This is a genomic window from Acidobacteriota bacterium, from assembly GCA_009861545.1.
GTDB lineage: Bacteria > Acidobacteriota > Vicinamibacteria > Vicinamibacterales > UBA8438 > WTFV01.
The window spans coordinates 1-16,930 of the sequence record VXME01000057.1 but is presented as its reverse complement, the minus strand read 5'-3'; the positions used below and the strand labels follow the sequence as shown (position 1 = coordinate 16,930).

Below are 16,930 nucleotides of genomic sequence, written 5' to 3'. Positions count from 1 at the left end.
TGACCTTGCGTCGCAGAACTTCGCTGCACTGCGTTCTGCGGCGCAAGCTCCTAGGAGTTGGCGGCCTGGTACTCGCCGAAGGCGCCGCGCAGCGTGTCGGAAATCTCGCCGACGGTGGCCAGCGCCTCGACGGCCGCGATGATCGGGGGCACCAGGTTCGTTCCGTCCCGCGCCGCACGCTCGACCGCGGCAAGGGCGGTCCGCGGCGCCTCCGGGTCGCGCGCGGCGCGCAGTGCGGCGACACGCGCCGCTTGGTCCGTCTCGATTTGCGGGTCGATCCGGTGGGTCTCGATAGGCGCCGTTTCCTCGGCGGCGAAACGGTTGACGCCGACCACCACCGCGTCGCCGGCGTCGACCGCCTGCTGCGCGCGGTAGGCGGCCTCCTGGATCTCCGCCTGGATGAAGCCCGACTCGATGGCGGCGAGCACGCCGCCCCGCTCGTCGATGCGCCCGAGCAGCGACACCGCCTCGGCCTCCAGCCGGTCGGTGAGCGCTTCGATCGTCCATGCGCCCCCGACGGGATCGACCGTGTCCGTCACCCCGGTCTCGCCCGCGATGATCTGCTGCGTGCGCAGCGCGATCTGCGCGGCCTCCTCCGTCGGCAGCCCGAGCGCCTCGTCGCGGCCGTTGCAGTGGAGAGACTGCGTGCCGCCGAGCACCGCGGCCAGCGCCTGCAGGGCCACGCGCACGATGTTGTTCTCCGGTTGCTGCGCGGTCAGGGTGCTGCCGGCCGTCTGCGTGTGGAACCGCAGTTGCTGAGCGCGCGGCGCGGTGGCGCCGAAGCGGTCGCGCATCAACGTGGCCCAGAGCCGGCGGGCGGCGCGGAACTTCGCGATCTCTTCGAGGAAGTCGTTGTGGGCGTTGAAGAAGAACGACAGGCGGCTGCCGAACGAATCCACGTCGAGCCCGCGATCGAGGGCCGCCTGCACGTAGGCCTGGGCGTGGGCGAACGTGAACGCGATTTCCTGCGCCGCCGTCGACCCCGCTTCGCGGATGTGGTAGCCGCTGATGGATATCGGGTGCCAGCGCGGGAGCTCCTGCTCGCAGAACGAGACCACGTCGGTGACGACGCGCAGGGAGGCCCGCGGCGGGTAGATGTAGGTGCCGCGCGCCACGTACTCCTTCAGGATGTCGTTCTGCACGGTGCCCGCCAGCCCGCGCGTATCGACGCCCTGCCGCCGTCCGGCGGCGACGTACAGCGCGAGCAGGATGATAGCCGTCGCGTTGATCGTCATCGAGGTCGAGACGCGGTCCAGCGGTATGCCGTCGAAGAGCCGTGACATGTCCTCGAGCGAATCGATGGCCACCCCCACCCGGCCCACCTCTCCCGCCGCGAGCGGGTGATCCGAGTCGTAGCCGATCTGTGTCGGCAGATCGAAGGCGACGCTCAGGCCGGTAACGCCCTGATCGAGCAGATAGCGATAGCGGCGGTTCGACTCGGCCGCCGTGCCGAAGCCGGCGTACTGCCGCATCGTCCAGAGCCGGCCGCGGTACATCGTCGGGTGGATGCCCCGCGTGAACGGAAAGCTGCCCGGCGCGCCGAGTCGGTCGGCGGCCTCGCCGGGGTCCGGATTCGGGCGTTCGACGTGGTAGGGCATGCGGGGGCAATTCTACCAGCGCCGGGCGGGCGGTCGCGTGGTCTGCGTCCGGCTACAGGATATAGTGGGGTCACGAGCAGGAGCCTCCATATGCCGTGGTTCCCGGTTGACACCGGGTCCGGCCGCGTCTAGAATCGCGGAGGTTGCATCCTCTCTCTCCATGCCGCTGGTGGTCCTCATCCGGCTGGTTTCACGTTCCAGGAGTGCTGTCGGCAGCGGTACCCCGCGCACGGCTGCCCGTGCGGTGAGGAGGTAGCAGGATGAACGACGTCGTGAACCGTCTCGCGCGCGAGCTCGCCGAGGCCATCGGCGCCGCGGTGGCACAGGATCCCCAGGTCGAGGCGTGCCGCGAGAAAGCCCGCGCGGCGGGGTACGAGATGCGCGTGTCGCTGGAGACCGAGATCGGATTCGGCAGCCGGGACGGCTCGCCAGCGGCGGCCGGCGGGACGGATCATCCTCCGGAGGCGGACGCGGACGACGAGCCCCTCGGCGGCATGACGGCGAACGACCGGCGGTTTCTGCGCGCGCTGCGGATTGCCGCCGGCGAGAGCGAGCAGCCCGGTCAGGCGGGCGGCTGATCGCCGGGCCGGCCGCGAGCAGTCAGTCGGCCCAGGTACGGAGGTCGCGGCCGGTCATCTCGTGCGGTACGTCGACGCCGGCGATGTGCAGCAGCGTAGGGGCCACGTCCCGCAAGGATCCGCCCCGAAGTACGTGGCGCGTCCTCGAGAGCGCCTTGTCGATCAGCAGCACCGGCACCGGGTTGCTGGTGTGCGCCGTGTGCGGTCCCTTTCGTTCCGCATCCCACATCTGTTCGGCGTTGCCGTGATCGGCCGTCACGATCACCGTGCCGCCGACTCCCGTGACGGCGGAAGCGATGCGCGCCAGACAGCCGTCGAGCGTCGCGACGGCACGGGTCGCGGCGTCGAGCTTCCCGGTGTGCCCCACCATGTCGGCGTTGGCGAAGTTGCAGACGATCACGTCGTGACGCCCCTGCTCGACGTGCTCGACGAGCGTGTCGGTGATGCCGGCCGCGCTCATCTCCGGCTGCAGGTCGTACGTCGGCACCTTGGGCGACGGGATCAGGATGCGTTCCTCGCCGGCATACGCGCGCTCCTCGCCGCTGTTGAAGAAGTACGTGACGTGGGCGTACTTCTCCGTCTCCGCCAGCCGCAGATTCGTCCGGCCGGCGTCCGCCAGGACCTCGGCCACGTTGCCCGAGAAGGAAAGCGGATCGAAGGCCGTGGGCAGTCCGTACGTCGCGTCGTACTCGGTCATCGTCGTCACCGCGAGCGCCGGACGTTGCGGCCGCTCGAACCCGTCGAACGCGGCCTCGTCGAATGCCAGGGCCCGGGTCAACTGCCGCGCCCGATCCGCGCGGAAGTTGAAGAAGACCACGGAATCGCCGTCGCGCAGGCAGCCGATCGGCAGTCCGCCGCCGTCCACCACGACCCCCGGCGTCAGGAACTCGTCGGTCGTGCCCGCGGCGTAGGCTTCCCGGATGAGTGCAGAGGCATCCCGGGCGGCGCGGCCGGCGCCCGCGGTCAGCGCCGCGTACGCGCGACGGGTCCGATCCCAGCGCCGGTCGCGATCCATCGCGTAGTAGCGGCCGATGACGGTCGCGATGCGTCCCACTCGCGCGTCCGCCAGCGTACGCTCCACTGCCGCCACGTCTTCGGCCGCCGCCGTGGGCGCGGTGTCGCGACCGTCGGTGAGCGCGTGGACGAACAAGCGCTCCACTCTCTGCCGCCGCGCGAGCTCGACGAGCGCCACCAGATGCCGGAGGTGGCTATGGACGCCGCCCTGCGAGACCAGGCCCACGAGATGCAGGGCGTGCCGGTCGCCCGCGCAACGGCCCATGGCCGCGACCAGGGCCGGGTTCGTGAAGAAATCGCCCTCCCGGATGCTCTTGTCGATGCGTGACAGATCCTGGTAGACGACGCGGCCCGCACCGAGGTTCATGTGGCCGACCTCGGAATTGCCCATCTGTCCCGCCGGCAGGCCCACCGCCTCGCCGCTCGTGACGAGCGATGCATGCGGAAACCGTTCCAGGAGCTCGGTGTACGTCGGGGTTCGGCCCTGCGCGATTGCATTGTGCTCGCGATTCGGGCTGATGCCCCAGCCGTCGAGAACGACGAGAACTACCGGCGGGCGGCGGGTGTCGGGCATGACGGCGGCGGAGGAAACCGGAATGATAGCATGCCGGACGATTGGCACCGGTGCGCGTAACTGGTTTCGACTCAGTGCGTTGCGGTGATCCCGCCGGTTTTGACTTCGCGATTGGGGTCGCTTATGATCAATCGGTTAACCCGTGAATCAACCCGTTAGGGAGATGCTTATCCATGAATGCCATTGCCCGGCGCACGAGAGTCCTGGCAGCGTGTGCCGCGGTTGCACTGCTGACGACGGTACTGCCTCCCGCAACTGAAGCGCAGGATCTGGAAGACTGGCAGCGCGACGAGCTTCGAGGGTTGCTCGACGCCATCAACGCCGCCGTGGAGGGCGAGATCGTTCCCGACACCGATCCCTTCGAGTTGCGGCCGGACTTCCTGAAGGGCACCGACGGCAACGCGTACGTGCCGTTCACGTTGTCGATAGACCCGGCGAAGGTCGACTCGCCGATGGTATCGATGTACCTGTTCGTGGCCGAGCCGGGTGACGAGAACGCGATTTTCGAGGATGCGTACTTCGCGAGCGTGGAGCCGAGCGGAGACGGGCTGATTCGGATCAGCCGGGCGTTCACCGCGCCGGGCGGCCCGTACGACGTCTACGTGGCGATCCAGCAAAGCATGGGTGAGGAATCGGACGAAGACGAGCGCGGGCCCGTCATGCTGCTGCGCCAGCGCGTGGACGTTCCGGACCTCTGGGACGGCCGGCTGCAGTTGAGCACGATCATCCTGCCCGAGGTCGTCGAGCCGCTCGCGGCGCCGCTGACACCGGACGAGCAGATTCTCAGCCCGTACAGCCTCGGCGCCACCCGCATCATTCCGAAGTTCGACGAGGAGTTCGCCAAGCAGGCTGAGCTGTCGCTCATTTTCCTCGTCTACAACCCGGGTCTCGCCGACGGATCGAAACCGGACATCACGATCGAGTACACCTTCCATGTGCGGGCGTCCGGTGGCGAGGAGTACTTCAACCGGACGAATCCGCAGCAGTTCAACGGCCAGACGCTTCCGCCCGCTTTCGACGTGACGCTCGGCCACCAGATCGTGGCGGGGCAGACGGTGCCCCTGTCGCTCTTCCCGGCCGGGGACTACCGGTTGGAAATCAAGGTAACCGACAATACGAACTCGGCGGAGATCATCGAGAGCGTGATGTTCACCGTGCTGGAAACCTAGGGAGGCGTTGGCGCGCCTCCGGCCGGCCTGGCGGCAGGGCGGGGCGCGCTTGCGAACACACATGGCTCGCATGCTCCTCGTCGTCGCCGGTATCGTTCCGCTGCTCGGGTCCGCGGCCCCGGCGGTTGCGGCGGGTGAGGAGCGGCGCGGCTCGCCGCCGTCGGCCGCCGACGGGCTTGCGACCCCCACGGGCGGGCTGGCCGGGGTGATCACCACCGCGGATGGAGGCCCCGCCGGGGACGTCCTCGTCTCCGTGTCCGGCCCGGGCGGGTCTTCTCTTGCCGTTTCCGATTCCGCGGGGCGTTTCCGTTTCGATGCGCTTCCGGCCGGGCCCTACCTGATTCGAACGCACCCGCCCGGCGCCCGGCGCTTCGTGCAGGTGACGCCCGGCGGGGCGCTCTTCGCGCCGCTGGTGCTCGGGGGATCCGCTCTGGAGGAGTCCCGTGAGATTCGGCTCGCGGGCGGTGCTTTCCAGTTCGGCAGTCTTCCGATGGCGCCTGTCCCCGCCGGGGAAGACACGCCGCCGTTCTCCGAGGAAGCGGCCGCAGAGGCCGCCGACTCCTCGTCACCGGACGAGTCGGATTCCGACTCGGGGCTGACGGGGCCCGGTGGCCGGCAGCCGTCCGAGAAGATGTGGCGGCTGCGCCGCGCGCGGCGCAGCGTGCTCAAGGACCGCCTGATCGGCGCGTCCCTCGTGCAGAGGGACGGGGGCAGCGTTCCCGGTGCGGGCGAGGCAGGCAACGTCTCCGAGCGCTGGACGGCCGGCCGAGCGGCGCTGGAGCCTCCGTTGGCGGGCCTGCCCGGGCTGCCGATCTCGGGCGAGGTTCAGCTTCTGACACGGGCGACCCTGGCCGGACCCAGCTTCTTCTGGCCCTCCGACGCGTGGCCCGGACAGGTGGCCTACGTGTCCGTGGCGCCGTCGGGGCCCGCCGACTGGGCGCTTCGGGGCACCGTCGACATGACGACCGGCGAGACCTCCTCGTGGGCAATCGCCGGCTGGTACGCCGCCGCGCCGCAACCGGACCACGACGTGCAGGTGGCGATCTCGTACAGCCGGCAGGCGCACGCGGCTGCCGCCGACCTGCGCCTCGACGGCGCCAGGCCGGTCGATGCAGGCATTCCAAGCCGTGAGGTGGGGCGCATCGATGCGGTCGACACGTGGACGGTTTCTCCCGCTGTCGAGGTCGGCTACGGCGCCGAGCTCGCGCACTACGGGTACCTGGACGACGCGCGACTGCTGAGCCCGCGGGCCAGCGTCACGCTGTCGCCGGTCGATTCGGCCCGGGTGCGGGTAGCCCTGTCGCGGAACATGACCGCGCCCGGCGGCGAGCAGTTCCTGCCGCCTCTCGACGGGGTATGGCTGCCGCCGGAACGGACGTACACGTCGCTCTCGGATTCCCATGACCTGCGCGCGGAGCAGGTCCGGCACGTCGAAGCAGGCATCGAGCACGATCTCGGGGAGCGCTCCGTCATCGGCGTGCGGCGTTTCAGCCAGACCGTCGACGGTCAGCTCCTGGCGATGTTCGCGCCGGGCGTGCATGCGCCGCTCGGCACCCTGCCCGCGTCCGGCGGGCACTACTATCTGACTGCCGCCGGCGGTGTCGACGTGGACGGCTGGGGAGTGTCCCTCACGCACGAGATCGAGGAGCGGCTGCGGGGCGCGGTGGACTACCGCGTCGTTCACGCGGAATGGATGCCGCCGGGCGCCGGGAGCATGACGGAGCCGGCGGCTGAATGGTTCCGAAGCGGCAGGGAGAACTTCCACGACGTAACGGCGACGCTGGAGGCCGAGATCCCCGAGACCTCCACGCGGGTAGCCGCGCGGTGCCGCTTCAGCACGGCATTCTCGCGGCTCGTCCACGAGGGCGCAGCCTCCGGTCTCGACACCCGCTTCGACGTGCAGGTCACGCAGGCCCTGCCCTTCGCGCCGTTCGAGGGAAGCAGTTGGGAGTTGCTGGTGGCCCTGCGCAGCCTCTTCCACGAGCAGGCGCCCGGTGCGTCGGTCTACGACGAGCTGCTGGTTGTCGATCCGCCGCGGCAACTCGTCGGCGGTCTGGTCGTGCACTTCTAGGAGCTTGCGCCGCAGAAGGCCACGGAGTGGCTTCTGCTGCACGAGCTCCTGGGACGGTGGGGGCTGGGGCCAACACGGAGCTTGGCGACGTGCTTGGCGGCGCTAGCTGCTGCCGCGCCGGCAGTAGACAGCATGATCCATAGTATTGGATCGTGGAGTCCATTTTCCTGCATCCATCGCGGCGCCTCGGGAACCGGCATGCATGCGTGGCATACGCCTGCGTCGTGATTCCAGACATGGCGCGTGGTTTGCACCCATTCAGTTTCCGGATGTCATGACGCGGGTCGATCGCGAGGCGAGCTATCGCCGCTATCGGGGGGAGTGGGGCCGCGCTCTGCTGGCCGTGGGCGTGGTCGCCGCGTTGGTGTGCCTGGCCGTGGCCAACGCGGTCGTGCGCGCCGGCGGCGGGGGCGTGGACGACGGCGTCCTCTGGACGGACAGCGCGGACGGCCTGATCTCCTCGGCGGTAGAGCCGGACTCACCGGCGGCGCGGGCGGGGGTCGAAGCGGGCGACGTGCTTCTCGCCGTTCGGGGAGAGCCGATTGAGTGCCTCGCGGACCTGCGGCGTTTGCTGCGCGCCGTCGCCGAGGGGGAGCGCGTCGACTATACGCTGCTGCGCCTCAGCGAGGAGCGGCTGCACACCGTTTCGCTGGAGAGGACCTCCGCTGTCTCGCTGCCCACCTACTTCGTGCTTGCATTGGTTGGACTGCTCGGCCTGCTCGTCGGCGCGGCGGTCCGGGTCCAGCGACCGGGGCATCAGGCATCGCTCCATTTCTTCTGGTTGACCGTCGCGTTCTTCGGTGTGTTCGCGTTCTCGTACACCGGTCGGCACGACCGTCTGGACTGGATCTTCTTCTGGGCGGACGAAGTGGCCATCCTGTTGCTGGCCCCGCTCTTCATGCACTTCGCCCTGGTGTTTCCGGAGCGTACCCCGGGCCGGCTTCGCCGCCGGTTCGGGCATGCCGTCCTGCCCCTCGTGTACGCGCCGGCGGTTGTGCTCGGCTTCATGCAGGCGTCGGCCGTGCTCGGTCCGCAGGGCGGGGCAGGCTTCCTGCAGGTCGTCGAGCGGGTCTGGAGCCTGCAGCACCTCTACCTGGCGGCGTGCACGCTGGGGGGGCTCGCGGCGATGGTCGCCGGTCTTCGCCGCGTGAGCTCCGGCACGTCGCGGCGGCAGCTTCGCTGGATCGTGTCGGGTGCGGTGCTCGGCGGCCTGCCCTTCACGTTGGCGTACGCGTTACCCTACGCGCTTGGTTTCGATCCAGCCGGCGCAATCGAGCTGACCGCCGTCCCTCTCGGCCTGATTCCACTGGCCTTCGCGTCCGCGATCGTCCGCTACCGCCTCCGCGACGTCGAGGTCATCGTCAAGCGGAGCGTCGGCTGGGCGGCGGTCGTGGCGGCGATGGTCGTCATCTATCTCGGGCTGGAGCGTCTGGCCACAGAGGTGTTCCTCGACGAGGCCGATGAGCACAGCTCGACCATCGCCCTGCTGGCGACGGCGGTCGTCGTGCTGCTGGCGGGGCCGGTAAAGAGGGCCATTCAGACGATGCTCGACCGCGCCTACTATCGGGAGCGGTTCGACTATCGCCGCGCCCTGACCCGATTCGCGCGCGATCTGAACTCCGATCTGGACCTCGAGCGGCTGAGCGAACGGCTGGTCGGCCGGGTCGCGGAGACGCTCGGGCTCGACCGGATGGTGCTGCTGCTCGGTCGCGATCCGGCCGGCGGCGAGACCGGATTCGCGGACGACGATTTCCGTCCGATTCGCTGGGTCGGCTTCGACGCGGCGCCACCGGTTCTGTCTCGCGCCTCGAGCATCGGACAGCGGATGATCGGCCGGCAGACCGCACTGCTCGACGACCCGGGCGACCGCTGGGAAAGCGCACCCGGCGACGCGGCGTTCTGGCAGGACCAGGGTCTGTACTACTTCGTGCCGTGCATCTCCGAGGAGGGGACCATCGCGGTGATGGCCCTGGGTCGCAAGGGCAGCGGCCAGCCCCTGAGCAGCGAGGACATGGCGTTGCTGGCCGCGGTGGCCGGACAGGCGGCGACCGCGCTGGAGAACGGGCGCCTCTACGGCCGGCTGCGGGAGAAGGCGGGCGAGCTCGACCGCATGCGGCAGTTCAGCGAGGACATCATCGAGTCGCTGAGCGACGGACTTGCCGTGCTGGATCTCGATGATCGGATCCTGCGCTGGAACGCCGGGTTCGAGCGCCTGCACGGCGTGTCCCGCGCGGAGGCGATCGGCAAATCGCTGAACGAGATGTTCGACCCGGATTTCGTCGGCCGCTTGAACGCCGCACGGGCGGAACGACCGGCGGGGGCCGCGCTCTACCGCGTGCCACTCCTCTCCCGCCACGGCGAACAGCGGCGGTTGCGGGTGAAGGCCGCCACCGCGCCCCTGTTGACGCCGAGCGGCCGGGTCAACGGGACGATGCTCATCGTGGTCGACAGCACGGCCCGCGTACAGCTCGAAGAGCAGTTGCAGCTCTCCGAGAAGATGGCCTCCATCGGGTTGCTCGCCGCCGGCGTCGCACACGAGGTCAACACGCCGCTGACCGGGATTTCGAGCTTTACGCAGATGCTGCTCGAGGATGCGGATCCCGAGGATCCGCGGACGCGGCTCCTGGAGAAGATCGAACGGCAGACGTTCCGGGCGGCCCGGATCGTCAACGGTCTGCTGAATCTCGCGCGGCCGGGTCGGACGGATACGGCCGGGCCGGTCGACATCAACGTGGTGGTCGGCGACGTCCTGGTGCTGCTCGAGCATCAGTTCGAATCCGGCAACATCAAGGTGCGGCGCGAGCTGGCCGCTCCGCCGCCGGTGGTTGGCGGCATCGAGTTCAAGATGCAGCAGGTTTTTCTCAATCTGTTTCTCAATGCCCGCGACGCGATGCCGAGCGGCGGATGGTTGACGGTGAGCAGCCGGGTGGAGGGCGAGAGCGCCGTCATCGAGGTGGCCGACACGGGTTCGGGCATTTCGCCGGAGCACCTCTCACGGATATACGATCCGTTCTTCACGACCAAGGCCGTCGGTCGGGGAACCGGTCTCGGATTGTCGGTGACCTACGGCGTCGTGCAGGAACATCAGGGGACCATCGCGTGCGCGAGCCGGCCCGGGCACGGGACGCGGTTCATGCTGACCCTGCCGCTCGCCGTCCCCGACCGGACGCCGGCCACCGAGGCCGCTCACTGATCACGAGGCTGTTTGCATGCTGGACGGAGCTTCGCTCCTGGTCGTCGACGACGAAGCGATCATGCGGGAGATCCTTCACTCCCTGCTGGAGCGCCAGGGGTGCCGCATACGGCTCGCCGCGTCGGGGCAGGAGGGTCTGGAGCTGGCGCGGGCGGGAACGTTCGATGCGGTGCTGCTGGACGTCATGATGCCGGGAAAGGACGGGCTCGCGGTCCTCGAGGAGATCAGGCGGCTGGACGACGCGCCCCCGGTGATCATGATTACCGCTTTCGGCACGTCGAAGAACACGCGCGAGGCGTTCAAGCGAGGCGCCTTCGACTTCATCGAGAAGCCGTTCAAGAACGACGACGTGCTGCTCGTCGTGCGCAACGCCGTGGCCCAGCAGCGGCTGATGAGCGAGAACCGCGTGCTGCGCCAGAACCTCCGGGCGCAGGCGGGACGGTTCAGCGACATCATCGGTCACAGTCCGCGTATCCGGAGCGTGTTCGAGATCATCGCGCAGGCGTCGCCGAGCCGCGCCACCATTCTCGTCTCCGGGGAGAGCGGCACGGGCAAGGAGCTCGTGGCGCGCGCCGTCCACGCCAATTCGCCGCGCGCCGGGCGGCCGTTCGTCACGGTCAACTCGGGCAGCCTGCCTCCGGATCTGCTGGAATCGAATCTCTTCGGGCACGTCAAGGGCGCCTTCACCGGGGCGGTCAGCGCCAAGAAGGGCCTGTTCGAGATGGCCGACAACGGGAGCATCTTCTTCGACGAGATCGGGACGGTTCCGCTCGAAACCCAGGCGAAGCTGCTGCGGGTGATCCAGGAGCGCGAGTTCCGGCGTCTGGGGGGCCTCGACACCATCAAGGTGGACGTCCGGATCATCGCCGCCACGAACGTGAACCTGCAGCAGATGGTCGAGGACGGATCGTTCCGGGAGGATCTGTACTATCGGCTCCATGTGATCGCGATCGATCTGCCGCCCCTGCGCGAGCGTATCGAGGACGTGCCGCTGCTGGCGCGGAGCTTCCTCACGAAGTACGGCAAGGAGAACAACAAGCCCGATCTGGAGCTGCTGCCGGACGCCATGCAGCTTCTCGAGGCGTATCACTGGCCCGGCAACGTGCGGGAGCTGGAGAACGTGATCGAGCGGGCGGCGGTGCTGACGGTCAAGCGCCAGATCGGCCCCGAGCTGGTTCCCGACGTCGTCAAGGCGTCGCCGTCGTTCCAACTGCCGCACTTCGACATGCCGCCGGACGGCATTCCCTTCCGCAAGATCATCGACAGCATGGAAGTGCGGTTGATCGTCCGCGCGCTCGAGGCGGCCGGGGGGGTGCAGAAGCGCGCCGCGGAGCTGCTGCGGGTCAAACCGACGACGCTCAACGAGATGATCAAGCGCCACGGAATACGGGGGCGCGCGTCTCGCGCCGGCGCCGCCGCTTCCGCCCGGGCCCGCACCGCCGCCGCGGGCAGCACGGATCCCGGACCGGCGGGCTCACGGTCCGCCCCGTTGATGTCCGATCTGGTGGAGGCGTTCGACAGGCGTCTGAGCCGCGCGGACTGAGGCCCGTCTATCGTTTCCGCGGCGCTCTCGGTTTGCCGCGGCCTCCGCCCCGCGGGTTGCGCGAGCGCCGCGCGCGGACCGGGCGTTCCGCGGCCACGCCCTCGATGAGCTGATCGTACTTGCGCAGGATGACGTCCCACTCGTAGTGGGCCCTGACGTACTCCTGCCCGTTGCGACCGAGCGCCTCGCGCAGGTTCGCATCCCCGAGCAACAGCGAGAGACACTCGACGAACTCGTCGCGATCGGCGTAGTAGAGACCTGCGTTGCTGCGCTGGCAGTGCTCGCGCACGACCTCGCTGCGCGCGTTGGCGAGCACCGGGGTGCCCACCGCGAACGCCTCGAGGGCGAGCAGGGACAGGCTCTCGTAGGGCGACGGCACGGCCACCACCGTGGCCGCCTGCAGCGCCTCCAGGCGTTCGGCCTCCGGCAGCAGGCCCGCGAACCGGATGAACGGCGCTTCCGGAATCCGCATCAACTTGACGCCCATCAGGGCCAGGACGGCGTCTCCCCGGCTGTCCGCGTAGCTGCTGAAGTGCGCGATCAGCTCTTCGCAGCCCTTGCCCGGATCTATGCGGCCGCCGTACAGCACGAAGGGCTCGTAGAGCCGATGCCGGCGCCGAAACGCGGCGGCGCTGGCGCGTCGCGGATCGACGTCGGGCTGGATGGTCGATTCGTCCGGATCGAGTTCCTGGACGTCGGTCGTGAACTGCAGCGGCAGGTCCACGCCGCAGCCGACCGTCGCTTCCGCCACGGCGCCGACGCGGAAACGGCTCCGCACGAACGCCCGCTCGACGTCGGTGTTGTAGGCCATGCCGGACGGAGCGCCGAAGACGTCGCGGTAGATGCCGAGTCGAATCGCGGGCTCGTCGTGCGCGGTCGGCACCAGAATGCTGCGCCGTGGATCCACGCGCAGCCCGAGCACGGTCGGCGCGTAGAGGTAGGTGAAGAAGATCAGCGCGTCGTACCCGGTGTGGCGCCGCTCGAGATGCTCGATCAGGGCCGGGCACCAGGGACCCTGTCGCTTCAGCCATTCGAGCTCGTCGTCGGCGCCGTGCGGGTTGGAGTAGATCCAGTCCGAGTACTCGTTGAAGCTCGCGAGATCACGGGTCCGATCGTTGGGAAAGCGATGCACGGTCACGCCGCGTATGCGATCAGCGCCCTCGGGGTACTCGTTCGCCCAGGTGACGTAGTCGCGGGCGCATGTGGTCAGGACCTCGACGTCGTGCCGCGCGGCGAGCCGTTCCGCCACGAGCCGGCAGAGATACTCGGAACCGCCGATGATCTCGGTCCCGTACCGTTGGACGATGAAGGCGATCTTCACGCGGACAGTGACTCGATCATCCGGTCGAGGGCTCGGGCGGTGCGCGCCGTGCTGAAGTCGGCCAATCGTTGCCTCTGACCGGCGATTACCGACGATCTCAACTCGTCATCGTACACCAGGAGCCCGAGCAGCTCGGCGGCTCGCTCCAGGTCCTTGGGCGTAAAGCAGATGCCGGCGCCTCCCAGCGTCTCCGGGACGGCCGCCGCGCCGAAAGCCAGGATCGGCACGCCGGTGGCCATGGCCTCGACCAGCGGCACGCAGAACCCCTCGTGCTCGCTGAGCGAGACGTAGGCGCTCGCCGTGCGGTAGTAGGCGGCGAGCTCGACGTCGGGCACCTGTCCGGTGAAGACGAAGCGTCCGGGCGGCATGTGGTACTCGGCGAGGAGCGCGAGCAGGGTCGAGTGGTAGCGCGGCACCGCGTTCGTCCGGCCGACGAAGATGAAACGATAGTCGGAGTCGACGTAGCGTTTGTAGTGCTCGGCGAGCCTGATGTGGTCTTCGAGCTTCTTGTTGGGGGCGATGCGCCCGACGAACAGGATGTTGGTCGGACCGTCGTCGAGCGTGCTCTCCAGGGCGGGCAGGCGCGGGGCGCTCGTGAGCCGCTCGGTGTCGACCAGTATCGGCATCACGCCGGTCCTGGAGAATCCCAGGGCCGCCAGCTCGCGGCGGTTGTACTCGGAATCGCCGAGCGCCAGATCGATACGGCCCGGCAGCGTCTGCAGCTCGGTCCGGCCGCGGGCGGCGATACCGAAGATGTCCGCGTCGTACCGCGCGAAGAAATGCGCCGGCGTGATGTTGTGGTACTGGAGCACCCGCCGTCCCCGCAGCGTGGTCAGCGCCTCGGTCATCGGCGAGGGCACGGCGAAGTGCAGCACCGTGATGTCGCCGCGACCGGCCGCCGGATCGGTGAAGGGGCGGATTTCGTCGCCGAGATCGGCGTCGATCGACAGGGCGAAGATGTTCGCTTCGTGGCCCTTGCGCCGCAGCAGATCGCGGACGCCGCGCGCGCTGTCGCCGACCGCGTCTCCGCGGTGCGCCGCCGGTATCCATTGGTTGATCACCAACGCCGCCTCCCCGTCATCCCGTCGAGTCCAGGGACACGACGCGCGGCGACTTCAGGCCGCCGCGCGACTCGGGAAGCGCCCGGAACACCGATGGCCGGAAGATCTTCAGCTCTTCGAGGCGCTCGTAGAGATCGAGCTGCTTCCAGAAATCCGGGGCCACGCGGCACGGCGGCAGGCGCGGCGCCGCGCGAACGCGCTCGACGAACCCGAGCAGCGTGCCGGCGAAATCCCGTGCGCGCAGCCGGTCGAGCGCCTCGTCCTGCGACGCGAGGACTTCGTCTTCCAGGGTCGGGTCGGTGAGCACGGCGTTGATCAGCGCGGCCACGTGCCTGGGATCCTTGTGCTCGTAGAGGATGCCTCCGCCGTCCATAGTCGCGGGAACCGCCGCCGCCGCGAAGGCAATCACCGGGATCCGCTTGTGGAACGCCTCGATCAACGGGACGCAGAATCCCTCGTGCTCGCTTGCCGAGAGGAAGAGGTCGGCGACGTCGTAGAGCGCGGTCAGCTCTTCGTTCGTCACGTGACCGACCAGGTGCACGTTCGGGATGCCGAGGCGCCGGATGAGATGGGCGATCGAGGCCCGGTAGTCGTCGAACAGCGTGTGGGAGCCCACGAGCAGGAGCCGCGACGCCGGGTTGTACCGGCTGCGGTACGCGTGGAAGAAGCGAATGACGTCGTCGATCCGCTTGTTCGGGATGATCCGGCCCACGAAGAGGATGTTCGTCGAATCGTCGTCGAACTGCCGCGCCAGCCACGGGTGCGGCGTGACGTCCAGGTGGGAGAAGTCCGGCACGACCGGCAGAACGCCGGTGCGGGGAAATCCGAGCGCGTCGAGCTCGACCCGGTTGAATTCCGAGTCTCCGAGCGCCAGGTCGCAGCGCGCGGCGTAGGCGCCGAGCTCGCGTCGGCCGGTGTAGCACTGCCTGGCGATGAAGGGGCGGGCGTCGAGAAAATAGTGGGCGGGCGTGATGTTGTGATAGACGAGGATCATCCGATCCGGCAACGCGAACGCGACCCGCGAGGCGCGGGAGCCGATGGAGAAGTGATGGATCAGGATGTTGTCCGCGTGGCTGTCGTCGACCAGGCAACGATAGTCCTCGGTCCGGTCTTCCAGCCGCGGATCCGCTGTCTCCACATAGATCCGCGACCGGTAGCCCGCGTCCTGCAGGACGCGCTGAATCCCGAGGGCCTCGTTGCCGATGGCGTCGCCGTAGCCGAGCGTCGCCAGGACCTGGTGGACGGCGACGCCCTGTCCGGTCATCGTTCGCCCGCCCGGGGCGCGCCGCCATCGGCGACCGCCGCCTCCCCGGCCTCCCACGTCGCGGCCGCGGGCCCCACCGGCAGCCTGTCGACCACTTCGCGCGCGGGCGGCAGCACGCGCCGGCGCCGGCGCAGCCAGCCCAGTTCCGGTTCGCGCCGCGCCCGGCGGCCGTCCTCGTCCGCTCGCGCCAGACGCTCCAGCATCGCGAGGTACTTGTTCTCGACGACGTCCCAGGTATAGTGCCGCTCGAAGTACGCGCGCCCGTTCGCTCCCAGCACGCGGCGCAGGCTGCGATTCGTCCCCAGGAGTTTCAGCGCCTCGGCGAACTCGTCGTACGACTCGTAGTACAGCCCGGCGTTCGCCCGGATGACCTGGCCCCGCAGCACGTCGCAACGGCCGTTGACCAGCACGGGGATGCGCATGGCCCAGGCCTCGAGGGTGACCATCGACAGGCTTTCGTAGTAGGACGGCATCAGCAGCGCGTCGGCGGCGGCCAGCGCGTCGTACTTTTCCTCGTCGGACAGAAACCCGAGGTGGCGGATCCGCTCGTGCGACGGAACGGCCATCACCGGCTTGCCGACGAGCAGCAGTTGCAGCTGCCGGGAGACCTGGCCGGCGTAGCGGCTGAAGTAGTCGAACAGCTCGGCGCAGCCCTTGTTCTCGTCGATCCGTCCCACGTAGAGGACGAAGCGCCCCGTGATCCCGCTCCGCGCCCGGAATCGCTCGGCGGTCGCGTCCTCGCGGACGTCGGAGCCCACGCCCACGATCACGCCCGGGACGTGCCGGTTGTCCGACACTCCCCGGATGAGCGCCCGTTCCTCGTGCGAGTTGTACATGAGGGCGCGTACGTTCCTGAACGTGCGCGCGGCAGTCGCGAGCCCGAGCGCCGGATCGCGTTCGGCGGTCGGGACGAGCACGGCTCGCGACGAGGCCGCGCGGACGCCGTGGTACGCATGGTAGTAGCGATAGCTGAAGAACACGATGAAGTCGTAGGTCGCCGCGGCGCGCTGCAGGTGGGTGATCAGCGCGGGGCTGGTCGGTCCTTCGGAGTCGAGCCAGTCCAGCTCGTCGCGGATCGAGTGCCGCTCTTCGAAGACCTGGTGCGACCGGCGGCCGAAGTCGTCGGGGTCGCGCTCCCGGCGCACCGGAAACCTGCGCACGGGGACGCCGTTGACCACGTCGTCACCCGGATCGAGCTCGTTGCGCCAGGTGATGTAGTCCCGCGCGCAACTGGTGAGGACCTGGACGTCCACATGACGGGAGAGCCGCTCCGCGATGTAGCGCGCGTGCAACTCGGCCCCGCCGTTGATGTCGGCGCCGTAGCGCTGTACGACGACCGCGAGCTTCACGATTCGGAGGTGTCGTCGCCGGCCGGTTCGCCGCCCGGCTCACGCGTCGTGCCGGTTTCCGGTTCGACGTCGGGGGCCGGCGGCGGGGGGGCGCGGCCCCCGCGCGGGGCCGGCGGGGCGGGGGTCGGCCGGGAGCCGCCGCGGGGGGCGGGCGCGGGGGGGCGCCCGGCGGGGGGGGGGGGCCCCCCCCCCCCC

Annotated in this window: 12 protein-coding genes; 5 read left to right on the top strand and 7 right to left on the bottom strand. The window is 69.3% G+C overall.

Annotated elements, in window-relative coordinates; all coding sequences use genetic code 11:
* Positions 1-50: 50 nt before the first annotated feature.
* Positions 51-1,598 carry a methylmalonyl-CoA mutase gene (locus F4X11_08685; GenBank protein MYN65090.1) on the bottom strand — a complete coding sequence of 516 codons (1,548 nt, stop codon included), beginning with the start codon at positions 1,596-1,598 and terminating at the stop codon, positions 51-53.
* Positions 1,599-1,858: 260 nt separating this feature from the next.
* Here F4X11_08685 and F4X11_08680 point away from each other — a divergent pair, with 260 nt between their 5' ends.
* Complete coding sequence (locus tag F4X11_08680; GenBank protein MYN65089.1) at positions 1,859-2,176, top strand: hypothetical protein; 318 nt, start codon at positions 1,859-1,861, stop codon at positions 2,174-2,176.
* Between the two features lie 22 nt (positions 2,177-2,198).
* Here the strand turns inward: F4X11_08680 and F4X11_08675 are convergent, their stop codons facing one another.
* Positions 2,199-3,764, bottom strand: a complete 1,566-nt coding sequence (locus F4X11_08675) for a 2,3-bisphosphoglycerate-independent phosphoglycerate mutase (GenBank protein MYN65088.1) — start codon at positions 3,762-3,764, stop codon at positions 2,199-2,201.
* Positions 3,765-3,937: 173 nt separating this feature from the next.
* On the opposite strand from F4X11_08675, the gene F4X11_08670 reads away from it, so the two are divergent.
* The 4 genes from F4X11_08670 (at position 3,938) to F4X11_08655 (ending at position 11,740) form a co-directional block, all read left to right on the top strand.
* On the top strand, positions 3,938-4,933 hold the full coding sequence (locus F4X11_08670) for a hypothetical protein (protein MYN65087.1): 996 nt from the start codon (positions 3,938-3,940) through the stop codon (positions 4,931-4,933).
* 61 nt (positions 4,934-4,994) lie between these two features.
* Entirely contained in the window at positions 4,995-7,004 is a 2,010-nt protein-coding gene (locus F4X11_08665) for a TonB-dependent receptor (GenBank protein ID MYN65086.1), read from the top strand.
* Positions 7,005-7,206: 202 nt separating this feature from the next.
* Positions 7,207-10,197: a PAS domain-containing protein gene (locus F4X11_08660; GenBank protein ID MYN65085.1), complete on the top strand. Its 2,991-nt coding sequence runs from the start codon at positions 7,207-7,209 to the stop codon at positions 10,195-10,197.
* A gap of 16 nt (positions 10,198-10,213) precedes the next feature.
* Complete coding sequence (locus tag F4X11_08655; GenBank protein ID MYN65084.1) at positions 10,214-11,740, top strand: sigma-54-dependent Fis family transcriptional regulator; 1,527 nt, start codon at positions 10,214-10,216, stop codon at positions 11,738-11,740.
* Between the two features lie 7 nt (positions 11,741-11,747).
* Here the strand turns inward: F4X11_08655 and F4X11_08650 are convergent, their stop codons facing one another.
* From F4X11_08650 to F4X11_08630, 5 genes are all read right to left on the bottom strand, one after another.
* A complete protein-coding gene (locus F4X11_08650; GenBank protein MYN65083.1) occupies positions 11,748-13,061 on the bottom strand; it encodes a glycosyltransferase family 4 protein in 1,314 nt (437 codons plus the stop codon).
* A complete protein-coding gene (locus F4X11_08645; protein ID MYN65082.1) occupies positions 13,058-14,122 on the bottom strand; it encodes a glycosyltransferase in 1,065 nt (354 codons plus the stop codon). The genes F4X11_08650 and F4X11_08645 overlap by 4 nt, the downstream gene beginning before the upstream one ends.
* Before the next feature lie 16 nt (positions 14,123-14,138).
* The gene (locus tag F4X11_08640; GenBank protein ID MYN65081.1) at positions 14,139-15,386 is read right to left on the bottom strand and encodes a glycosyltransferase; all 1,248 of its coding nucleotides are present in this window, start codon (positions 15,384-15,386) and stop codon (positions 14,139-14,141) included.
* Entirely contained in the window at positions 15,383-16,735 is a 1,353-nt protein-coding gene (locus F4X11_08635) for a glycosyltransferase (protein MYN65080.1), read from the bottom strand. The genes F4X11_08640 and F4X11_08635 overlap by 4 nt, the downstream gene beginning before the upstream one ends.
* On the bottom strand, positions 16,732-16,930 hold a 199-nt coding region (locus F4X11_08630; GenBank protein MYN65079.1), incomplete at its 5' end, for a hypothetical protein. The genes F4X11_08635 and F4X11_08630, both read right to left, overlap by 4 nt.

Excerpts from the sequence above, each read along its gene's own strand:
- F4X11_08685 (MYN65090.1), bottom strand. The coding sequence starts at position 1,598 with ATGCCCTACCACGTCGAACGCCCGAATCCGGACCCCGGCGAGGCCGCC.
- F4X11_08680 (MYN65089.1), top strand. The coding sequence starts at position 1,859 with ATGAACGACGTCGTGAACCGTCTCGCGCGCGAGCTCGCCGAGGCCATC.
- F4X11_08675 (MYN65088.1), bottom strand. The coding sequence starts at position 3,764 with ATGCCCGACACCCGCCGCCCGCCGGTAGTTCTCGTCGTTCTCGACGGC.
- F4X11_08670 (MYN65087.1), top strand. The coding sequence starts at position 3,938 with ATGAATGCCATTGCCCGGCGCACGAGAGTCCTGGCAGCGTGTGCCGCG.
- F4X11_08665 (MYN65086.1), top strand. The coding sequence starts at position 4,995 with ATGGCTCGCATGCTCCTCGTCGTCGCCGGTATCGTTCCGCTGCTCGGG.
- F4X11_08660 (MYN65085.1), top strand. The coding sequence starts at position 7,207 with ATGCGTGGCATACGCCTGCGTCGTGATTCCAGACATGGCGCGTGGTTT.
- F4X11_08655 (MYN65084.1), top strand. The coding sequence starts at position 10,214 with ATGCTGGACGGAGCTTCGCTCCTGGTCGTCGACGACGAAGCGATCATG.
- F4X11_08640 (MYN65081.1), bottom strand. The coding sequence starts at position 15,386 with ATGACCGGACAGGGCGTCGCCGTCCACCAGGTCCTGGCGACGCTCGGC.